14 protein-coding genes are annotated in these 16,029 nt (G+C 67.9%); 5 read left to right on the top strand and 9 right to left on the bottom strand.

Annotated elements, in window-relative coordinates; genetic code table 11:
- Positions 1–9 precede the first annotated feature (9 nt).
- The 5 genes from A3AG_RS0115170 to coq7 all read right to left on the bottom strand — a co-directional run bounded on the left by A3AG_RS0115170 (position 10) and on the right by coq7 (position 4,621).
- On the bottom strand, positions 10–1,815 hold the full coding sequence (locus tag A3AG_RS0115170) for a peptidoglycan D,D-transpeptidase FtsI family protein (protein WP_018006230.1): 1,806 nt from the start codon (positions 1,813–1,815) through the stop codon (positions 10–12).
- Positions 1,815–2,126 (bottom strand): cell division protein FtsL, encoded by a 312-nt coding sequence (ftsL, locus tag A3AG_RS0115165; protein WP_018006229.1) that lies wholly within the window; start codon positions 2,124–2,126, stop codon positions 1,815–1,817. The genes A3AG_RS0115170 and ftsL overlap by 1 nt, the downstream gene beginning before the upstream one ends.
- Entirely contained in the window at positions 2,123–3,124 is a 1,002-nt protein-coding gene (gene rsmH, locus A3AG_RS0115160) for a 16S rRNA (cytosine(1402)-N(4))-methyltransferase RsmH (protein WP_018006228.1), read from the bottom strand. Before rsmH ends, ftsL begins: the two co-directional genes overlap by 4 nt.
- A gap of 7 nt (positions 3,125–3,131) precedes the next feature.
- On the bottom strand, positions 3,132–3,560 hold the full coding sequence (gene mraZ / locus A3AG_RS0115155) for a division/cell wall cluster transcriptional repressor MraZ (RefSeq protein ID WP_018006227.1): 429 nt from the start codon (positions 3,558–3,560) through the stop codon (positions 3,132–3,134).
- A 437-nt stretch (positions 3,561–3,997) separates the two neighbouring features.
- Positions 3,998–4,621, bottom strand: a complete 624-nt coding sequence (coq7, locus tag A3AG_RS0115150; protein ID WP_018006226.1) for a 2-polyprenyl-3-methyl-6-methoxy-1,4-benzoquinone monooxygenase — start codon at positions 4,619–4,621, stop codon at positions 3,998–4,000.
- A 336-nt stretch (positions 4,622–4,957) separates the two neighbouring features.
- On the opposite strand from coq7, the gene A3AG_RS0115145 reads away from it, so the two are divergent.
- The 4 genes from A3AG_RS0115145 (at position 4,958) to A3AG_RS0115125 (ending at position 8,348) form a co-directional block, all read left to right on the top strand.
- A complete protein-coding gene (locus tag A3AG_RS0115145) occupies positions 4,958–6,091 on the top strand; it encodes a porin (RefSeq protein WP_018006225.1) in 1,134 nt (377 codons plus the stop codon).
- A gap of 167 nt (positions 6,092–6,258) precedes the next feature.
- Complete coding sequence (locus A3AG_RS0115140) at positions 6,259–7,260, top strand: tripartite tricarboxylate transporter substrate binding protein (protein WP_018006224.1); 1,002 nt, start codon at positions 6,259–6,261, stop codon at positions 7,258–7,260.
- A gap of 144 nt (positions 7,261–7,404) precedes the next feature.
- Entirely contained in the window at positions 7,405–7,908 is a 504-nt protein-coding gene (locus A3AG_RS0115130; RefSeq protein ID WP_018006222.1) for a MarR family winged helix-turn-helix transcriptional regulator, read from the top strand.
- Entirely contained in the window at positions 7,905–8,348 is a 444-nt protein-coding gene (locus A3AG_RS0115125; protein ID WP_018006221.1) for a hypothetical protein, read from the top strand. The genes A3AG_RS0115130 and A3AG_RS0115125 overlap by 4 nt, the downstream gene beginning before the upstream one ends.
- A 75-nt stretch (positions 8,349–8,423) precedes the next feature.
- Here the strand turns inward: A3AG_RS0115125 and A3AG_RS0115120 are convergent, their stop codons facing one another.
- The 4 genes from A3AG_RS0115120 to A3AG_RS0115105 all read right to left on the bottom strand — a co-directional run bounded on the left by A3AG_RS0115120 (position 8,424) and on the right by A3AG_RS0115105 (position 14,260).
- Positions 8,424–10,106 (bottom strand): long-chain fatty acid--CoA ligase, encoded by a 1,683-nt coding sequence (locus tag A3AG_RS0115120; protein ID WP_018006220.1) that lies wholly within the window; start codon positions 10,104–10,106, stop codon positions 8,424–8,426.
- 188 nt (positions 10,107–10,294) lie between these two features.
- Positions 10,295–10,957, bottom strand: coding sequence for a TetR/AcrR family transcriptional regulator (locus tag A3AG_RS0115115; RefSeq protein WP_018006219.1), 663 nt, complete (start codon positions 10,955–10,957; stop codon positions 10,295–10,297).
- Positions 10,958–11,021: 64 nt separating this feature from the next.
- A complete protein-coding gene (locus tag A3AG_RS0115110) occupies positions 11,022–12,155 on the bottom strand; it encodes an aminopeptidase (protein WP_018006218.1) in 1,134 nt (377 codons plus the stop codon).
- Positions 12,152–14,260, bottom strand: coding sequence for a molybdopterin-containing oxidoreductase family protein (locus A3AG_RS0115105; RefSeq protein ID WP_018006217.1), 2,109 nt, complete (start codon positions 14,258–14,260; stop codon positions 12,152–12,154). The genes A3AG_RS0115110 and A3AG_RS0115105 overlap by 4 nt, the downstream gene beginning before the upstream one ends.
- Before the next feature lie 289 nt (positions 14,261–14,549).
- Between A3AG_RS0115105 and A3AG_RS0115100 the strand changes: the two genes are divergently transcribed.
- Positions 14,550–15,752, top strand: a complete 1,203-nt coding sequence (locus A3AG_RS0115100; protein WP_018006216.1) for an ABC transporter substrate-binding protein — start codon at positions 14,550–14,552, stop codon at positions 15,750–15,752.
- The last annotated feature ends 277 nt before the right edge of the window (positions 15,753–16,029 follow it).

Genomic DNA, 16,029 nt, shown 5'->3' with positions numbered 1-16,029 from the left:
GGGTCGATCTCATTGGGTCGAACTCCACGGTTCGCTTTCCTGCACCTTGTCGCTGACCACCAGCTGGCGGATCGGCGAATCGGGCTGGACGTTCAGTGCGCGCAGCGTGCCGCCGGTGATGGCCGCGAACGCCGGGCCGGCCACCAGGCCGCCGTAGTGGCTGCCGGCGGTGGGCTCGTCCACGCTGACAGCGACGATGATGCGCGGGTTCGACATCGGCGCCAGGCCGATGAACGAGGCGCGGTACTTGCTGCGGTTGTAGCCGCGCCCTTCGTGCTTGTAGGCGGTGCCGGTCTTGCCGCCGACGCGATAGCCCATCACCTGCGCCTCGGGTGCGGTGCCGCCGGGCGCGGTCACGGTCTCCATCATCGCGCGGACGTCGCGCGCCACCTGCGGCGACAGGATGCGCTCGCCGGTGACGGGGCCGTTGGTGCGGAACATCGTCACCGGGATCAGCTCGCCGTCATGGGCGAAGATGGTGTAGGCATGCGCCATCTGGAACAGCGACACCGACAGGCCGTAGCCGTACGACATGGTGGCCTGCTCGATCGGGCGCCAGCTCTTGTACGGGCGCACGCGCCCCGCCACCGCGCCGGGGAAGCCGATCTTGGGCGCCTGTCCCAGGCCGATGCTGGTGTACATGTCCCACATTTCCTGCGGCTTCATCATCATCGCGATCTTGGTCGTGCCGATGTTGGACGACTTCTGGATCACGCCGGTGACGGTGAGCGCGCCGTAGTTGTGGGTATCGGTGATGGTGGCGCCTTCGAAGTTGTACTTGCCGGTGGTGGCGATCACCGTCGACGGCGACACGCGCTTGAGCTGCAGCGCCAGCCCCACCGTGATCGGCTTCATCATCGAGCCGGGCTCGAAGGTGTCGGTCAGCACGCGGTTGCGCAGCTGCTCGCCCGACAGCCGGGTGCGGTCGTTGGGGTTGTACGTGGGCCAGTTGGCCAGCGCCAGCACCTCGCCGGTCTGGGCATCGAGCACCACCGCGCTGGCGGCCTTGGCCTTGTGCTTGTCGACCACGGCCTTGAGCTCGTTGTAGGCCAGGTACTGGATCTTGGCGTCGATCGACAGCTGGATGTCCTCGCCGTCGCGCGGGGTCTTCAGCACGCCGATGTCCTCGACCACGCGGCCGAGCCGGTCCTTGATCACCTGGCGCGCGCCGGCGCGGCCGGCCAGGCCGCTCTCGCGCGCCAGCTCGACGCCTTCCTGGCCGCGGTCCTCGACGTTGGTGAAGCCGACGATATGCGCCATCGCCTCCCCTTCCGGGTAGAAGCGCTTGTATTCGCGGGTCTGGTGGATGCCTTCGATCTTCAGCGCCGCGATCTTGTCGGCGACGTCGGGCAGCACCTGACGCTTCAGGTAGACAAAGCCCTTGTCCTCGGACAGCTTCTTGCCCAGGTCCTTCTCCGACATGCCGAGCAGCCGCGCCAGCTGGCGGATCTTGCCGGCCTCGACCTGGTTGGGCACGTCCTCGGGCACCGCCCAGATCGCCTTGACCGGGAGGCTGGTGGCCAGCACCAGCCCGTTGCGGTCGAGGATCTTGCCGCGCGTGGCCGGCAGCTCCAGCGTGCGCTGGAAGCGCTTCTTGCCCTCGGCCTCGTAGAACTGGTTGCCGGGCCCCTGGATCCACGCGGCGCGCACGGCCAGCGCGACGAACGCGGCGAACATCAGGAACACCACCAGCTTGGAGCGCCACATCGGCAGGCGCAGGCCCAGCACCGGGCTGGCGGCGAACTGGCCGCTGCGCGGGCGCGAGGCGGTGCCGTTGCGGTCACGGCGGGGTGGATTGGGGCGGGCCATGCTCATCAGCGCGCCTCCGCTGCGCTGGCCGGCGCGGACGGTGCCGGCGGCAGCACGATGCCGGACAGGTACTGGGTCTTGCCGGGGTTGACCGGCGCCATCTTCAGCTGCGCGCGCGCCGCATCGGCGATGCGCGCGCTCTTGCCCAGCGCGCTCTGCTGGTATTGCAGGCGCGACCAGTCGATGTCGAGCTGCCGCTCTTCGGCCTGGGCGCGCTCGAGCGCGACGAACAGCGTGCGCGCCTGGTGCTGCGCGCTTACCAGCGACAGCGCGCACAGGATCAGCGCGGCCAGCAGGAAGAAGGTCAGGCGGTTCATGCGCGCGCACCTCCGCCGGCGGCTGGCACGGCGGGCGCCAGCTTCTCGGCCACGCGCATCACCGCCGAGCGCGCGCGCGGGTTGGCGGCCACCTCTTCGGCGCCCGGCTTGTAGCGGCCGAGCAGGCGCAGCGTCGGTTGCGGCAGGTCGGCCGCGCGCAGCGGCGCGCGGCGCAGCGCCGGGTCGGCATCCTGCTGGGGACGGGCGTGCGCCGCCATGAACCGCTTGACGATGCGGTCCTCCAGCGAATGGAAGCTGATCACCACCAGGCGTCCCCCTACCTGCAGCAGGTCATAAGCCGCCTTCAGCCCTCTTTCGAGGTCCTCAAGCTCTTGATTGACGTGAATCCGTAGAGCCTGAAAGGTGCGGGTCGCAGGGTCCTGACCCTTCTCGCGTGTTTTGACGGCTTTCGCCACGAGCGCGGCAAGGTCGGCAGTAGTGGCGATGGGTCCGCCATCGCCGGATTCGCTCCGGCGAGCAACAATCGCCTTTGCAATCTGTACAGCAAACCGTTCTTCCCCATAGTCTCGTATCACCCTGGCAATGTCCTGCTCATCCGCCTGCGCCAGCCACTGGGCGGCGGTGATGCCGCGCGTGGTGTCCATGCGCATGTCCAGCGGGCCCTCGAAACGAAAGGAAAACCCCCTCGCCGCCTCATCGATCTGGGGCGAGCTGATCCCCAGGTCGAGCAGCACGCCGGCGACATGGCCGCGCCCCGCCAGGCGTTCGGCCATGGCCGCAAAGCTCGCGTGCTCAATGGAGAAGCGGGCATCCTTGATGGTGCCCGCTTCTGCGATTGCTGCTGGGTCCTTGTCGAACGCAACCAGGGCCCCGTCTGGCCCCAGCCGGGCCAGTACCGCCCGGCTGTGCCCTCCCCTGCCGAAGGTGCCGTCGACATAAACCCCGTCGGGCCGCCAGACCAGCGCGTCGACGGCCTCGTCCAGCAGCACGGTGCGATGCTGCAAGGCGGGGGTTGCCGGGGTTCCGGTAGGACTCATGACCTCTTCAGAAAGAGAAATTCTTCAACGCTTCGGGCATGCCCTGCGCCATCGCCTGCTGTTCCTTGGCGGCGTAGGTCGCGGCATCCCACACTTCGAAATGGCTGCCCATGCCGAGCAGCATGACTTCCTTGTCGAGCATGGCGGCACTGCGCAGCTCTGGTGCAATCAGCACCCGGCCAGCGCCGTCCATCTCCACGTCGGCGGCGTTGCCCAGGAAGATGCGCTTCCACCAGTGCGCATCCATCGGCAGCGCTGCAATGCGCGTGCGGAAGTTTTCCCACTCGGGCCGGGGAAACAGCAGCAGGCAGCCATCCGGGTGCTTGGTCAGCGTCACCCGGCCCTCGGCCTGCTGTTGCAGCGCCTCGCGATGCCGCGACGGAATGGACATCCGCCCCTTGGCATCCAGCGACAGCGCCGATGCTCCCTGAAACAAGCTCGCTCCCGGTCCACGCCGGCCCTGCGAATGGTTCGCCGGCCGGCCTGCGCGTGAATCCTTCCGTTCCGACGATGGTGAGAATCATCCCATGGCCGGGGCCCAATTTCACACAAAAATACACTTCCTCACACTATTTCCCACTTTAGAGGAAGCGATATGGGCGGTCAAGGCTGGAGGCGGGGCAGCAAACGAGATTTTTTTAATCAGAACAATGACTTAGCGCGCACACCTCACGCACCGGAAAAGTGAATCCTTAATGAAATGAAGATCTTAGGGAGGAAAGCAGAGAAACCACCTGAGAACCACTTGCGGAGGAACCACCGACCGCGCGGAAATGACCTGTCCCGGGCGCGCGCCCCGAGGATACAACAATTGCCCGCCAGCCCTGCTGAATTCAGGGCTGGCCGGGCGACGCCCGATCGCGGGCGGGGATTTCAGATGCGGTAGGCGGCGGTGGTCATCACGCGCGAGGCGCCGCGCATCAGCGCCCGCACCGGCGCGGGCAGGGGCATGCCGCCGGCCTCGCGCGCGGCGTCGCCATGGCGGATCTCGTCGTCGCGCATCTGCTCGAGGATGGCGCGGGAGCGGCCGTCGGACTCGGGCAGGCGGTCCAGGTGTCCGCCAAGGTGATGCTCGACCTGGCGCTCGGTCTCGGCAACAAAGCCGAGGCTGACGCGATCGCCGGCGCGGCCGGCAACCCAGCCTATGGCGAAGGCGCCGGCGTACCAGAGCGGGTTGAGCAGGCTGGGACGCGAGCCCAGCTCGCGCAGGCGCTCGGCGCACCAGGCCAGGTGGTCTTCCTCTTCGCGCGCGGCGGCGTCCATCTGGACGCGCACGGCGCCGTTGCGCGCGGTCAGCTTCTGCGCCTGGTACAGGGCCTGGGCGCAGACCTCGCCGACATGGTTGATGCGCATCAGGCCGGCCACGTGGCGGCGCTCCTCGGCGCTCATCTGTTCGGTGTCCGGCGCCAGCCGGTCAGCCGGGTTGGCGCGCGCCGAGCGCGTGGCGCCGGCAATGGCGCGCAGGGCCACGTCGAATTCTTTGATCAGGGTGTCCATGTCGCAGAGGCGGTTGGAATCGGTGCCCGGGCAAGCCCCTGCCAGGGTGCGTTGCGCGGCTGCGGCGCGGCACGCCGGGGCGCCATCGGGATTACCCGTATTGTAGCTTGCCTCTAATCGCCGCCAGCCCGCATCCCGCCTTGCGTTGATACGCCCGGCTACTCAGAAACCCTGAGTTGTTAAAACAAGACAAGGGGTTGGGCCCCAATGGTGAACGAAAAGTTGTTTGTTACAGTACTTCGCAACTTCCAAGGAAGTTTGACGCACGGGGGATGGAGACCATCAGGAGGTTCTCCCGCGCCGTCACCATAATTCTTACAGTGGAGATCAACGAGCATGAAGAAATCGCTTCTGGCGCTGGCAGCGCTTGGCGCATTTGCTGGGGCGGCGCAGGCCCAATCGAGCGTGACCCTGTACGGTGTGGTCGATGCCAACATCGAATACGTGAGCAACATGTCCAGCGTCACGCCGTCGGTCGCCAACGGCCTGGCAGTCGGGCCGGCTGAAAACGTCTTCCGGCTGACCTCGGGCGGCCTGTCCGGTTCGCGTTGGGGCCTGCGCGGCGTGGAAGACCTCGGCAGCGGCATGAAGGCGCTGTTCGTGCTCGAAAGCGGTTTCGGTCTCGATGACGGCCGGTCGCAGCAAGGCGGCCGACTGTTCGGTCGTCAGGCTTACGTCGGCCTGGAAAGCGATCGCGTCGGCCGCTTCACCTTCGGTCGCCAGTACACCACGCTGTTCGACATGATGGCCAACTTCTCGCCGACCGGCTACGCCACGCAGTATGAACCGGTGGTGGCGCAGCTGGGCCTGAACTTCCGCTCTGACAATACCGCCAAGTACACCGGCAAGTTCGGCCCGGTGACGGCGATCGCCCACTGGTCGTTCGGCAACGGCGTGGCCGGCGCCGGCGAGGTCCCGGGCCAGTTCCGCCGCGACACCGGCTACGGTGGCGGCCTGTCCTGGGCGGCGGGTCCGTTCGGCATTTCGGCGGCGTACGACCAGTACAACCCGACCCTGAACGCCGCCGGCGGCACCGGCGACTTCAAGAAGGCGGCCGTCGCCGCCAGCTACGCCTTCGGCCCGGCCAAGCTGATGGCCGGCTACCGCTGGGGCATGAACAAGGCCCCCAACGACAACACCATCCTGAAGGACAACTACTACTGGGTCGGTGCCAACTACCAGGTCACCCCGGCGCTGGGCCTGACGCTCGCCTACTTCTACGACGACGTCAAGAACCTGAACCTGGCCGCCACCGGCACCACCAACAACATCAAGAACCCCTGGCAGATCTCGTTTGTCGCGGACTACAACCTGTCCAAGCGCACCGACGTCTACCTGACCACCGCCTACGCGAAGAATGCCGGCGTCAACTTCGACACCTCGGCCATCAGCTTCGCCAACGGCTACTTCCTGGGCACCGGCAAGGACAACATGGTCGCCGTCGCCGTCGGCGTGCGCCACAAGTTCTGATCCGCCTTCCCGGGCCGATCCTGCAAGGCACCTTCGGGTGCCTTTTTTCATTGCCGGCGCCGCGCGCCATAGGGCATCACCTCATCGGCGCCGCCACGGGTGGGGACTAGAATGCACTGACCATACGCACCGTGGGCTATCCAGCGGGCCACAACAGGAGACCAAGCATGCAACCCACTCGCCGGCGCGTCGTTGCGCTGCTGCTGTCCGCCAGCCTCGGCGCGCTCGCCAGCCAGGCGGCGCTGGCCGCCGACCCGTATCCGGCCAAGCCGATCCGGCTGGTGGTGCCCTTCGCCGCCGGCGGCACCACCGACATCCTGGCGCGCGCGGTCGCGGCCGAGCTGGCCAAGCTGCCCGGCTGGAACGTGGTGGTCGACAACAAGCCGGGCGCCGGCGGCAATATCGGCGCCGACATCGTCGCCAAGGCCGCTCCCGACGGCTACACGCTGCTGATGGGCACGGTCGGCACCCATGGCATCAACCAGTCGCTGTACGGCAAGCTGCCGTTCGACCCGATCAGGGACTTCGCGCCGATCACCGAGGTGGCGGCGGTGCCCAATGTGCTGGTGCTCAATCCGGCGTTTGCGCAGCAGAACAAGATCGACAGCGTCAAGGACCTGATCGCCTATGCGCGCGCCAATCCCGGCAAGATCAACATGGCCTCGAGCGGCAACGGCACCTCGATCCACCTGGCCGGCGAGTTGTTCAAGACGCAAACCCGGACCTTCATGGTGCACTTCCCGTACAAGGGCAGCGGGCCTGCGCTGACCGACCTGGCGGGCGGCACCATGCAGGTGATGTTCGACAACCTGCCCTCGTCGATGGCGCTGATCAAGAGCGGCAAGCTCAAGGCGCTGGCCGTCACCAGCGCCAGGCCGTCGCCGGCGCTGCCGGGCGTGCCCACCATCGCCCAGGCGGCCGGCCTGCCGCAGTACGAGGCCAGTTCCTGGTTCGGCATGCTGGCGCCGGCGGGCACGCCGCCGGAGGTGATCCAGCGCATCCAGCAGGAAGTGGCCAAGGCGCTGGGCGCCCCGGCGGTGCGCGAACGGCTGCAGGCGCAGGGCGCCGAGCCGGTCGGCAACACGCCCGAGCAGTTCGCCGCCTTCATCCGCGCCGAAACCACGAAATGGGCCAAGGTGGTCAAGGATTCAGGCGCCAAGGTAGATTGACGCCGGGTCGACGCTGCATGGATCGCCGGCAAGGCCGCGGCGCGCATCGCGCATATACTTGAGGCATGAAATGTCGGCCGCCCGCAGCGTGGGCGGCCCCTGGCGGCGCTTGCCGCACACCTGCCATTCCAGGCCGCACCGAAGATGCCAAACCTGTCTCCTGCGGCCGGCGCCGAGAGCGCGCCGGTCGATCTCGAAACCCGCGCCGACCACACCGAGCACGAGGCCCTGCGGCTGTGGCTGCGGCTGCTGACCTGCACCAACCTGATCGAAGCCGATATCCGCTCGCGGCTGCGCCAGGACTTCGCCTGCACCCTGCCTCGCTTCGACCTGATGGCGCAGCTCGACCGCCATCCGGAAGGGCTCAAGATGGGCGAGCTGTCGCGCCGCATGATGGTGACCGGCGGCAACGTCACGGGCATCACCGACCAGCTGCAGCAGGAAGGGCTGGTCTCGCGCGAGGCCCTGCCCACCGACCGGCGCGCCTACCTGATCCGCCTGACGCCGGCCGGGCGCACCGCGTTCTCGCGCATGGCGCGCGCGCACGAGGACTGGATCGGGCAACTGTTCTCGGGCCTGGCCGAGACCGACCGGCGCGCCCTGTTCCGACTGCTTGGCCGGCTCAAGTCCGGCCTGATCTCGCCATGAAACCGCTTGCCTTCCTTACCCTGTGCGGTGTGCTGATGCTGGCAGCTTGCAGCAGCACGCCACAGCCACCGCAGGTCACACCGGTGAATGCCACCATCAAGCTCGGCCGGGTCACCGAAAGAGTGTTCCTGACCCGCCTGGACGTGGCCCAGGTGCCTTCCTACTACGGCGGCGGCACCAGCGTCGGCGTGGGTGCGGCCAGCGGCGGCCACGGTGGCGGCGTGGGCGTGGGCTTTGCCTTCGACCTGAGCCGGCTGTTCAACAAGCCGGCGCCGGTGCAGCAGGTGGACCTGTTCCAGTACAAGGTGCGCACCCTGGACGGCGCCACGGTGTTGGCCAACGCACCGGCGGTGCCGGGGCTGGAGCCCGGCGCCTGCGTGCGCGTGATCTACCCGGACGGCGGCCAGGAAGCTCAGCTGGCGCCGTCGAACGAGTGCTGAGCCAGAGCGGCCCCGCCTGAATGCACAACGGCCTCCGCGGAGGCCGTTGTCATTTGCCGTGGCAGGCCTGCAGGTTCAGGCGGCCGCGCGGCTGTCGCGCAGTTCGCGGCGCAGGATCTTGCCGACGTTGGTCTTGGGCAGCTCGGTGCGGAACTCGACGTACTTGGGCCGCTTGTAGCCGGTCAGGCGCTCCTTGCAGAACTCGATCACGTCGGCCTCGGTCAGCCCCGGGTCCTTCTTCACCACGAACAGCTTGACCACCTCGCCCGAGTGCGTGTCCGGCACGCCGACCGCCGCCACTTCGAGCACGCCCGGGCATTCCGCCACCACGCCTTCGACTTCGTTCGGATACACATTGAAGCCGGACACCAGGATCATGTCCTTCTTGCGGTCGACGATTTTGGTATAGCCGCGCTCGTCCATCACGCCGATATCGCCGGTCTTGAAGAAGCCGTCCGGGGTCATGACCTTGGCGGTCTCGTCCGGGCGGTTCCAGTAACCGGCCATCACCTGCGGGCCGCGGATGCAGATTTCGCCGGGCTGGCCCAGCGGCACGTCGTTGCCGTCGTCGTCGCGGATCACGACTTCGGTCGACGGCAGCGGCATGCCGATGGTGCCCGAGAACGCATCGGTGTCAGTCGGGTTGCAGGTGGCCGAGGGCGAGGTTTCCGACAGGCCGTAGCCCTCGATGATGGGGCAGCCGGTCTTGGCCAGCCATTGCTTGGCCACCGCCTCCTGCACCGCCATGCCGCCGCCGTTGGCCACGCGCAGGCCGGAGAAGTCGACCTTGCTGATGTCGGGGTTGTTGAGCAGCGCGTTGTACAGCGTGTTGACCGCCGGGAACATGTTGAACTTGTACTTCTGCAGTTCCTTGATGAAGCCCGGGATGTCGCGCGGATTCGGGATCAGCACGCTGGTGCCGCCGCTGCGCATGCCCAGCAGGCAGCAAACCGTCAGCGCGAAGATGTGGTACAGCGGCAGCGCCGTGATGGTGATGGGCTGGTCGATATGGGCGCCCTTGTTCAGCGCCGGCTGCATCCACGCCTCGGACTGCAGCACGTTGGCGACCACATTACGGTGCAGCAGCACAGCGCCCTTCGATACCCCCGTGGTGCCGCCGGTGTACTGCAGGAAGGCGATGTCGTCGGGCCCGGTGGTGGCCGGCTGCAGCGCCAGCTTGCGGCCTTCGGCCAGCACGCTGTTGAAGCGCACGCAGTGGGGCAGCTCCCACGCCGGCACCATCTTCTTGACGTTGCGCACGACGAAATTGACGATCGCGCCCTTAAGCCCGCCCAGCATGTCGCCCATGCTGGCCACCACCACGTGCTTGACCGGGGTCCGGGGCAGCACCTGCTGCAGCGTCGCGGCAAAGTTCTCCAGGATCACGATGGCCTCGGCGCCGCTGTCCTTGAGCTGGTGCTCGAGCTCGCGCGGGGTGTAGAGCGGGTTGACGTTGACCACCACGAAACCGGCGCGCAGCACCGCGGCCAGCACCACCGGGTATTGCAGCACGTTGGGCATCATGATCGCCACGCGCGCGCCGGGACGCAGCCCGCGCGACTGCAGCCATGCGGCAAAGTGGGACGAGAGCCGGTCCAGCTCACCATAGGTAATGGCCTTGTCCATGCAGATGAAGGCCTTGCGGTCGGCATAGGTGTGGAAAGACGCCTCGAGCAGCGCAGCGAGCGAGCGGAACTGGCTGGCATCGATCTCGGCTGGCACGCCGGCCGGGTAGTGTTTCAGCCAAATTCTTTCCATAGCACCGTCTCCTGAATTTCTGAATGGTCGTTCGATTTTTCCGAGATGCTAAACGTGCGTCCCGGTTAAAACAACAACTTAGACGAAGTCCTCAGGATCGTTCGCCAATCCTGGCCGCCCCTGGCGAGCATTATGCGCCACCGATCGGACATGGGCAGCGGGATAACCCCTAGGTGCCCGCGCCGGGCTTACCCGTCGCTGGGCAGCACCAGCTTCATCATGCTGGCCGCGAGTTCCTGCGCCAGGATCTCGGGCTCGGTGCGCCCGGGTTGGTGCCAGGTGTACAGGAACCCGACCACGCTGCCGATCGCATGCGCGGTCACGCGCGCGTCGCCAAAGGCGAACACGCCCGCGCGCTTGCCTTCCTCCAGCAGTGCATAGAGGTCGCGATAGAACTCGCGCGCCATGCTGTCGAGCCACGCCACGGTATCCGGGCGCAGGTACTGACGGTCGCGAAAGCTCAGCGTGGCCGGCACGTGGCAAGCGATGCAGCGCCGCGCCATCTCGAGCAGGCAGGCGTGCAGGCGCTGCGCGACGGGTTGCCCCGGGTCGGCGGTCTCGCGGATCACGGGCAGGCAGGTCTGGGCCGACTCGCGGCACAGGATGTCGAAGATCTCGTATTTGTCGGTGAAGTAGTAGTAGACCGCCGGCTTGGTCACGCCCAGCGCGCGGCACAGGTCGTTCATGGTCATGCCGGGGTAGCCCTTGCTGTAGAAAAGCTGGGCGGCGGTATCAAGGATCTGCCGGCGGCGCGCCTCCTTGCGCTCGGCGATATGCGGGCGGGCCGGCTGGGGCTCCGTCGGCGCGCCCGAAGGCGGCGCCAGCGGTTCGGAACTGGGAGCAATCGACATGACGGCATTCTCGCATGGGCGCACCGGCGCGGCACCTTGGGCCCGCCGGAAACCAGGGTGCGGCCTAGTTGGCCGCTGCCTGGCCGCCCGCGGCCAGCGTCTCGGTGCGGGTGGCCGGCGGCGCCAGCCGGCGCAATGCCGCCTCGCGCTCGCGGGCGGGCAGCGCGCCGATGCGGCGCGCCTCGTCGTAGAAGCGCTGCCAGTCGCCGTCGCAGCGCACCAGCAGCGCGGTGAAGGCCGGCACCCATTGCTGGTACGTCGCCACCGCCGCCAGGTGGGCATTGGTCAGCGGCTGCTCGAACCAGCGGTCATAGCCGCTGTAGCCGCCCCACTCTGCGCGCAGCCGCGCATAGCCGGCGCGCAGGTCGGCGAAGATCCTGGCCTTGCCCTCGCGCTTGGCGGCGTCGTCGAGCGGGGTCTGGTACAGCGCCACCAGCCGGTCGCGCGTGCCCAGCAGCAAGGCGCGGAACTGCTGGCGCCGGGCATCGTACTGGCGATAGCTGGTGCGCGCATCCTCCGACGCATCCTGGTCCAGCCAGCGCTCCACGCCGGCCGCTTCCACCGCGGTGGCAAAGGACTCGTTGAAGGCGGTGTCGTTGCGCACGTACACCACCTGGTGCGCCAACTCATGGAAAATCAGCCGCGCCAGCTCGCCCTCGGGCAGGTAGACGAAGGTATTGAGCAGCGGGTCATCGAAATAGCCGAGCGTCGAATAGGCGGGGACGCCCGCCACATAGGTCTCGAGCCCGTCGCGGCGCAGGCCTTGCGCGTACTGCTCGGCGTCGGACTGGGCGTAGTAGCCGCGGTAGCTGATGCAGCCGACGATGGGGAAACACCACTTGCGCAGTTCCATCGACAGCTCCGGCGTGGCAAACACGCTCCACACCACATAGGGCCGGTGCAGGTTGGCGTAGCGGCGGTAGCTGCCGTTGTCGGGCAGCTTCAGCTCGCGCGAGGCAAAGTCGCGCATGCGGCCGGCCAGCGCCAGCCGCTGCGCCAGGCGCGCATCGTTGGCGTCGCGCGCGCTGGCGATGGCGTCGGTCAGGGGCTGCGCCTGGGCCATCACGCCGAGGTGGCCGCCGATCGACTGCGCATAGTAGCCGACCGCTTCGCACCCCGCCGTCAGCAGCACCAGGGCCGACAGCGCCGCCGCCCCGACGAGTGCCGCCCATCCGCGGCGGCCGCGCGGCCGCGTCATGCCGCCTGGACTGCCCCTTGCGCGCAGGCTTCGACCTGCACCAGGCAGTCGTAGAACACCGGCGCGCGACCCAGGTCGGTCAGGCGCTGGCTGGTCAGCTCATTGGCATTCTTGCCGTCGGATGCGAGCTTCTTCCACCAGATCGACAGCCCCACCACGAGCCCGCGCCGGGCGCGATCGGTCACGCGCGCGCGTGCCACCATGCTGCCGCGATCGTTGAAGGCCCGCACCAGCGCGCCGTGCACGATGCCGCGCTCGGCGGCGTCGGCCGGATGGATGTCCAGGTGCGGCTCGCCCTCGGTGGCGCGCAGGCTGTCGACGTTGACGAACGAGCTGTTGAGGAAATTGCGTGCCGGCGGCGAGATCATCGCCAGCGGATAGCGCGCCGCCAGTTCCGGCGCGGTCTGCGGCGCTTCGTACTGCGGCACGTAGTCGGGCAGCGGATCGAAGCCGTCGCGCGCCATCGGCTCCGAATAGAACTGGCACTTGCCCGATGGCGTGGGGAAACCGCCCTCGGCGAACGGCGCCGCCGGCAGCGCCAGCTTCTGCCAGCCCTGCGCTTTCAGCGAATCCCAGCTGATGCCGGCCGCGCGCGCATCGTCCGGCAGGATCGCCTGCGCGGCGATGGCCTCGTCGCTGTCGGCAAAACAGGCCTCGGTAAAGCCCATGCGCCGCGCCAGCCGGCGGAAGATCTCGGTATTGGGCAGGGCCTCGCCCAGCGGCGCGATGGCGGCGTTGTTGGCCAGGAAATAGGTATGGCCGTAGGCCTTGTGCACGTCGGTGTGCTCGAGCTGCGTGGTCGCGGGCAGGATGATGTCGGCGTAGTCGGCGGTGTCGGTACGGAAGTGCTCCAGCACTACCGTGAACAGGTCCTCGCGCGCGAAGCCCGCGGCGACCTTGCCGGACTCCGGCGCCACCGCCACCGGGTTGCTGTTGTAGACCACCACCGCCTCGATGCGCGGCGCGCCGGGCGCACCCTCGGCCAGCAAGGCATCGCCGATGGTGCTCATGTTGACCAGGCGCGGCAGTTGTTGCGGCCATCCCGGCAGCAGGTCCGGACGCTGCAGCGCGGCCTCGTTGACCGGGAAGAAACCCGAGGTCGACAGCTGCAGCCCACCCGCCGCATGGCGCCACGCGCCCACCAGCGACGGCAGGCACGCCACCGCGCGCACCGCCTGACCGCCGCCGTGCACGCGCTGCATGCCGTAGTTCAGCCGGATTGCCACCGGCTGGCGCTCGCGCACCGCCAGCTGGCCGTAGAGCCCGGCCAGCCATTCGATGTCCTCGACCGGGATGCCGCAGATCTCGGCGGCACGCGCCGGCGGATAGGCCTGCGCGCGCTCGCGCAGCGCCCCGAAGCCCACCGTGTGGCGTTCGATGTAGTCGTGGTCGAGCAGGCCGTCGCGGATCAGCACGTGCATCATCGCCAGCGCCAGCGCGCCGTCGGTGCCCGGCATCGGCGCGATATGGCGGTGGCACTTCTCGGCGCTGAGCGAGCGGTACGGGTCGATCGCCACCAGCGTGGCGCCGCGCCGCTTGGCCTCCTGCGCGCGGGTCCAGAAGTGCAGGTTGGACGCAATCGGGTTGCCGCCCCAGATGATCACCAGCCTGGCATCGACCACGTGCTCCATGTCCATGCCCACGCTGGCGCCGTAGGTGTAGCGCAGCGCGGTGGCGCCGGCACTGGCGCAGATGGTGCGGTCCAGCCGCGACGCACCCAGCCTGTTGAAGAAGCGCGCCGCCATGCTCTCGCCCTGCACCAGTCCCATGGTGCCGGCATAGCTGTACGGCACGATGGCCTGCGGATCGCGCGCGGCGATCGCCTGCAGGCGCGTGGCGATGGTATCGAGCGCCTCATCCCACGAGATCGGCGCGAACTTGCCCTCGCCCTTCCTGCCGATGCGCTTCATCGGCGTGAGCAGGCGGTCCGGGTGATAGGTGCGCTCGGTGTAGCGCGACACCTTGGTGCAAAGCACGCCCTGCGTGCCGGGATGGTCGGGATCGCCCGCTACCTTGACGGCGCGGCCGTCCTCGACGGTGACGAGCAAGGCACAAGTATCGGGGCAGTCATGCGGGCAGGCGGCGCGGACGATGCGGGAAGCCATGGGGTCTCCGGGCGGGGCTGTGTTGTTTTCGTTCGGTCGTACGGAACGGAAGATGCCGGCGCAGGCCGCGGATGGCAGCGCCTGCGTCGCGCCGGCCGGCGGCGCATTCCCCCCGGGCGTGCGGGGCGACGGCGGGGAGTATCTCGTCCCGATTGTATTCGATTATGATGTGCCGGCGCGCTCGCGGCACAGACCGGGACGCGCACCATGCCGCACGATCCAGCAGCTCGCCGGCGCAGACCGGCCAACGCGGCGAACGGGTAACCGAACCATCATTCGCGGGGGGTTTATGTCTTTCCGATCCGGGGTCAATGGCCGGCTTGCCGGCCTGCTGGTGGCGTGCGCCATCGGCACGGGCGGCGCGTCCTGCGCCGCGCTGGCGGCGAACACCGCGGCCACTGCCGCCACATCCGAGCACGGCGTCACCGCCGACACCATCCTGCTGGGCCAGTCCGCCGCGCTGACGGGCCCGACCGCCGTACTCGGCAAGCAGATGAACTCGGGCGCGCGGCTTTATTTCGACCACATCAACCAGCAGGGCGGCATCCATGGGCGCAAGATCCGGCTCGAGGCGCTGGACGACTATTACGAACCCGAACCGGCGGCAAAGAACACGAAGAAGCTGATCGAAGAGGACCGCGTCTTCGCCCTGTTCGGCTATGTCGGCACGCCCACCAGCCAGGCCGCGCTGCCGCTGGCAATCCAGGCCAAGGTGCCGTTCTTCGGTCCGTACACGGGCGCGCAGTCGCTGCGCGAGCCGCGCAGCCGCTATGTGTTCCATGTGCGCGCCGGCTACAACGAGGAAACCGCGGCCATCCTGCGCCAGATCCAGACCACCGGGCTCAAGCGCGTGGCGGTGGTCTACAACGAGGATGCCTACGGCAAGGCTGGCCTGGACGGGCTCGAGCGCGCGCTCAAGGCCGCGCCCGACAGCGGCGTGCAGATCGTCGCGCGCGAGCCCGTGGTGCGCAACACCACCGAGATCGGCGACGCCATGCAGGGTTCGATGAAGGCAAAGCCGGACGCGGTGGTCATGATCAGCGCCTACCGCACCGCCGGCGCCTTCGTCAAGGAAGCGCTGCGCCGCGGCTACAACGGTCAGTTCTACAACGTGTCCTTCGTCGGCACGCAGGCGCTGGCCAACGAGGTCGGCGCGCAGGGCAGCGGCGTGATCATCTCGCAGGTAATGCCGCACCCGGGCAACGCCACGCTGCCGGTCGTGCGCGAATACCTGCGGCTGCTGCAGGCCGCCGGCAAGCCCAGCGAATTCGACTACGCCAGCATCGAGGGCTTCATCGCCGCCAAGACCTTCACCGAGGGCCTGCGCCGCGCGGGCAAGGACCTGACGCGCGAGAAGCTGGTGAGCGCGCTGGAATCCATGCGCAACTACGACCTGGGCGGATTTATCGTCAACTTCACGCCGGAGAACCATGTCGGCTCGAAGTTCGTGGAGATGACGATCATCAATTCGAAGGGGCAGGTGATTCGGTGAGCTGCCTCGATCCCTCCTTGGTTCTCCCCTCTCCCATTTATTGTATGGACCGGGGACATGGGTAACACATGTGCCAGGACATGGGTAACAGTCCAGTCTCCAGTTTAATAGGCTTGCTGTAGGTCTATCGTGGCCACCTTTTGATGGCAGAAGTAGACGTCAAAGGTGCCGTCCAGATCCACGCGAGGGCGCAGCGCTACGGGCGTTCCGATCAGGGCTCTTCCGACCCGGAACGTCTTTCCCCGGAAGCAGATGCGCCCACCGTCGCCCACCTTCC

The organism is Cupriavidus neocaledonicus (genome assembly GCF_000372525.1).
In the GTDB taxonomy this organism is placed as follows: domain Bacteria; phylum Pseudomonadota; class Gammaproteobacteria; order Burkholderiales; family Burkholderiaceae; genus Cupriavidus; species Cupriavidus neocaledonicus.
This window is presented reverse-complemented; position numbering and strand designations above follow the sequence as displayed.

Excerpts from the sequence above, each read along its gene's own strand:
- A3AG_RS0115120 (WP_018006220.1), bottom strand. The coding sequence starts at position 10,106 with ATGGAAAGAATTTGGCTGAAACACTACCCGGCCGGCGTGCCAGCCGAG.
- A3AG_RS0115140 (WP_018006224.1), top strand. The coding sequence starts at position 6,259 with ATGCAACCCACTCGCCGGCGCGTCGTTGCGCTGCTGCTGTCCGCCAGC.
- A3AG_RS0115125 (WP_018006221.1), top strand. The coding sequence starts at position 7,905 with ATGAAACCGCTTGCCTTCCTTACCCTGTGCGGTGTGCTGATGCTGGCA.
- ftsL (WP_018006229.1), bottom strand. The coding sequence starts at position 2,126 with ATGAACCGCCTGACCTTCTTCCTGCTGGCCGCGCTGATCCTGTGCGCG.
- A3AG_RS0115105 (WP_018006217.1), bottom strand. The coding sequence starts at position 14,260 with ATGGCTTCCCGCATCGTCCGCGCCGCCTGCCCGCATGACTGCCCCGAT.
- A3AG_RS0115170 (WP_018006230.1), bottom strand. The coding sequence starts at position 1,815 with ATGAGCATGGCCCGCCCCAATCCACCCCGCCGTGACCGCAACGGCACC.
- A3AG_RS0115130 (WP_018006222.1), top strand. The coding sequence starts at position 7,405 with ATGCCAAACCTGTCTCCTGCGGCCGGCGCCGAGAGCGCGCCGGTCGAT.
- rsmH (WP_018006228.1), bottom strand. The coding sequence starts at position 3,124 with ATGAGTCCTACCGGAACCCCGGCAACCCCCGCCTTGCAGCATCGCACC.
- A3AG_RS0115145 (WP_018006225.1), top strand. The coding sequence starts at position 4,958 with ATGAAGAAATCGCTTCTGGCGCTGGCAGCGCTTGGCGCATTTGCTGGG.
- A3AG_RS0115100 (WP_018006216.1), top strand. The coding sequence starts at position 14,550 with ATGTCTTTCCGATCCGGGGTCAATGGCCGGCTTGCCGGCCTGCTGGTG.
- coq7 (WP_018006226.1), bottom strand. The coding sequence starts at position 4,621 with ATGGACACCCTGATCAAAGAATTCGACGTGGCCCTGCGCGCCATTGCC.
- A3AG_RS0115115 (WP_018006219.1), bottom strand. The coding sequence starts at position 10,957 with ATGTCGATTGCTCCCAGTTCCGAACCGCTGGCGCCGCCTTCGGGCGCG.
- A3AG_RS0115110 (WP_018006218.1), bottom strand. The coding sequence starts at position 12,155 with ATGACGCGGCCGCGCGGCCGCCGCGGATGGGCGGCACTCGTCGGGGCG.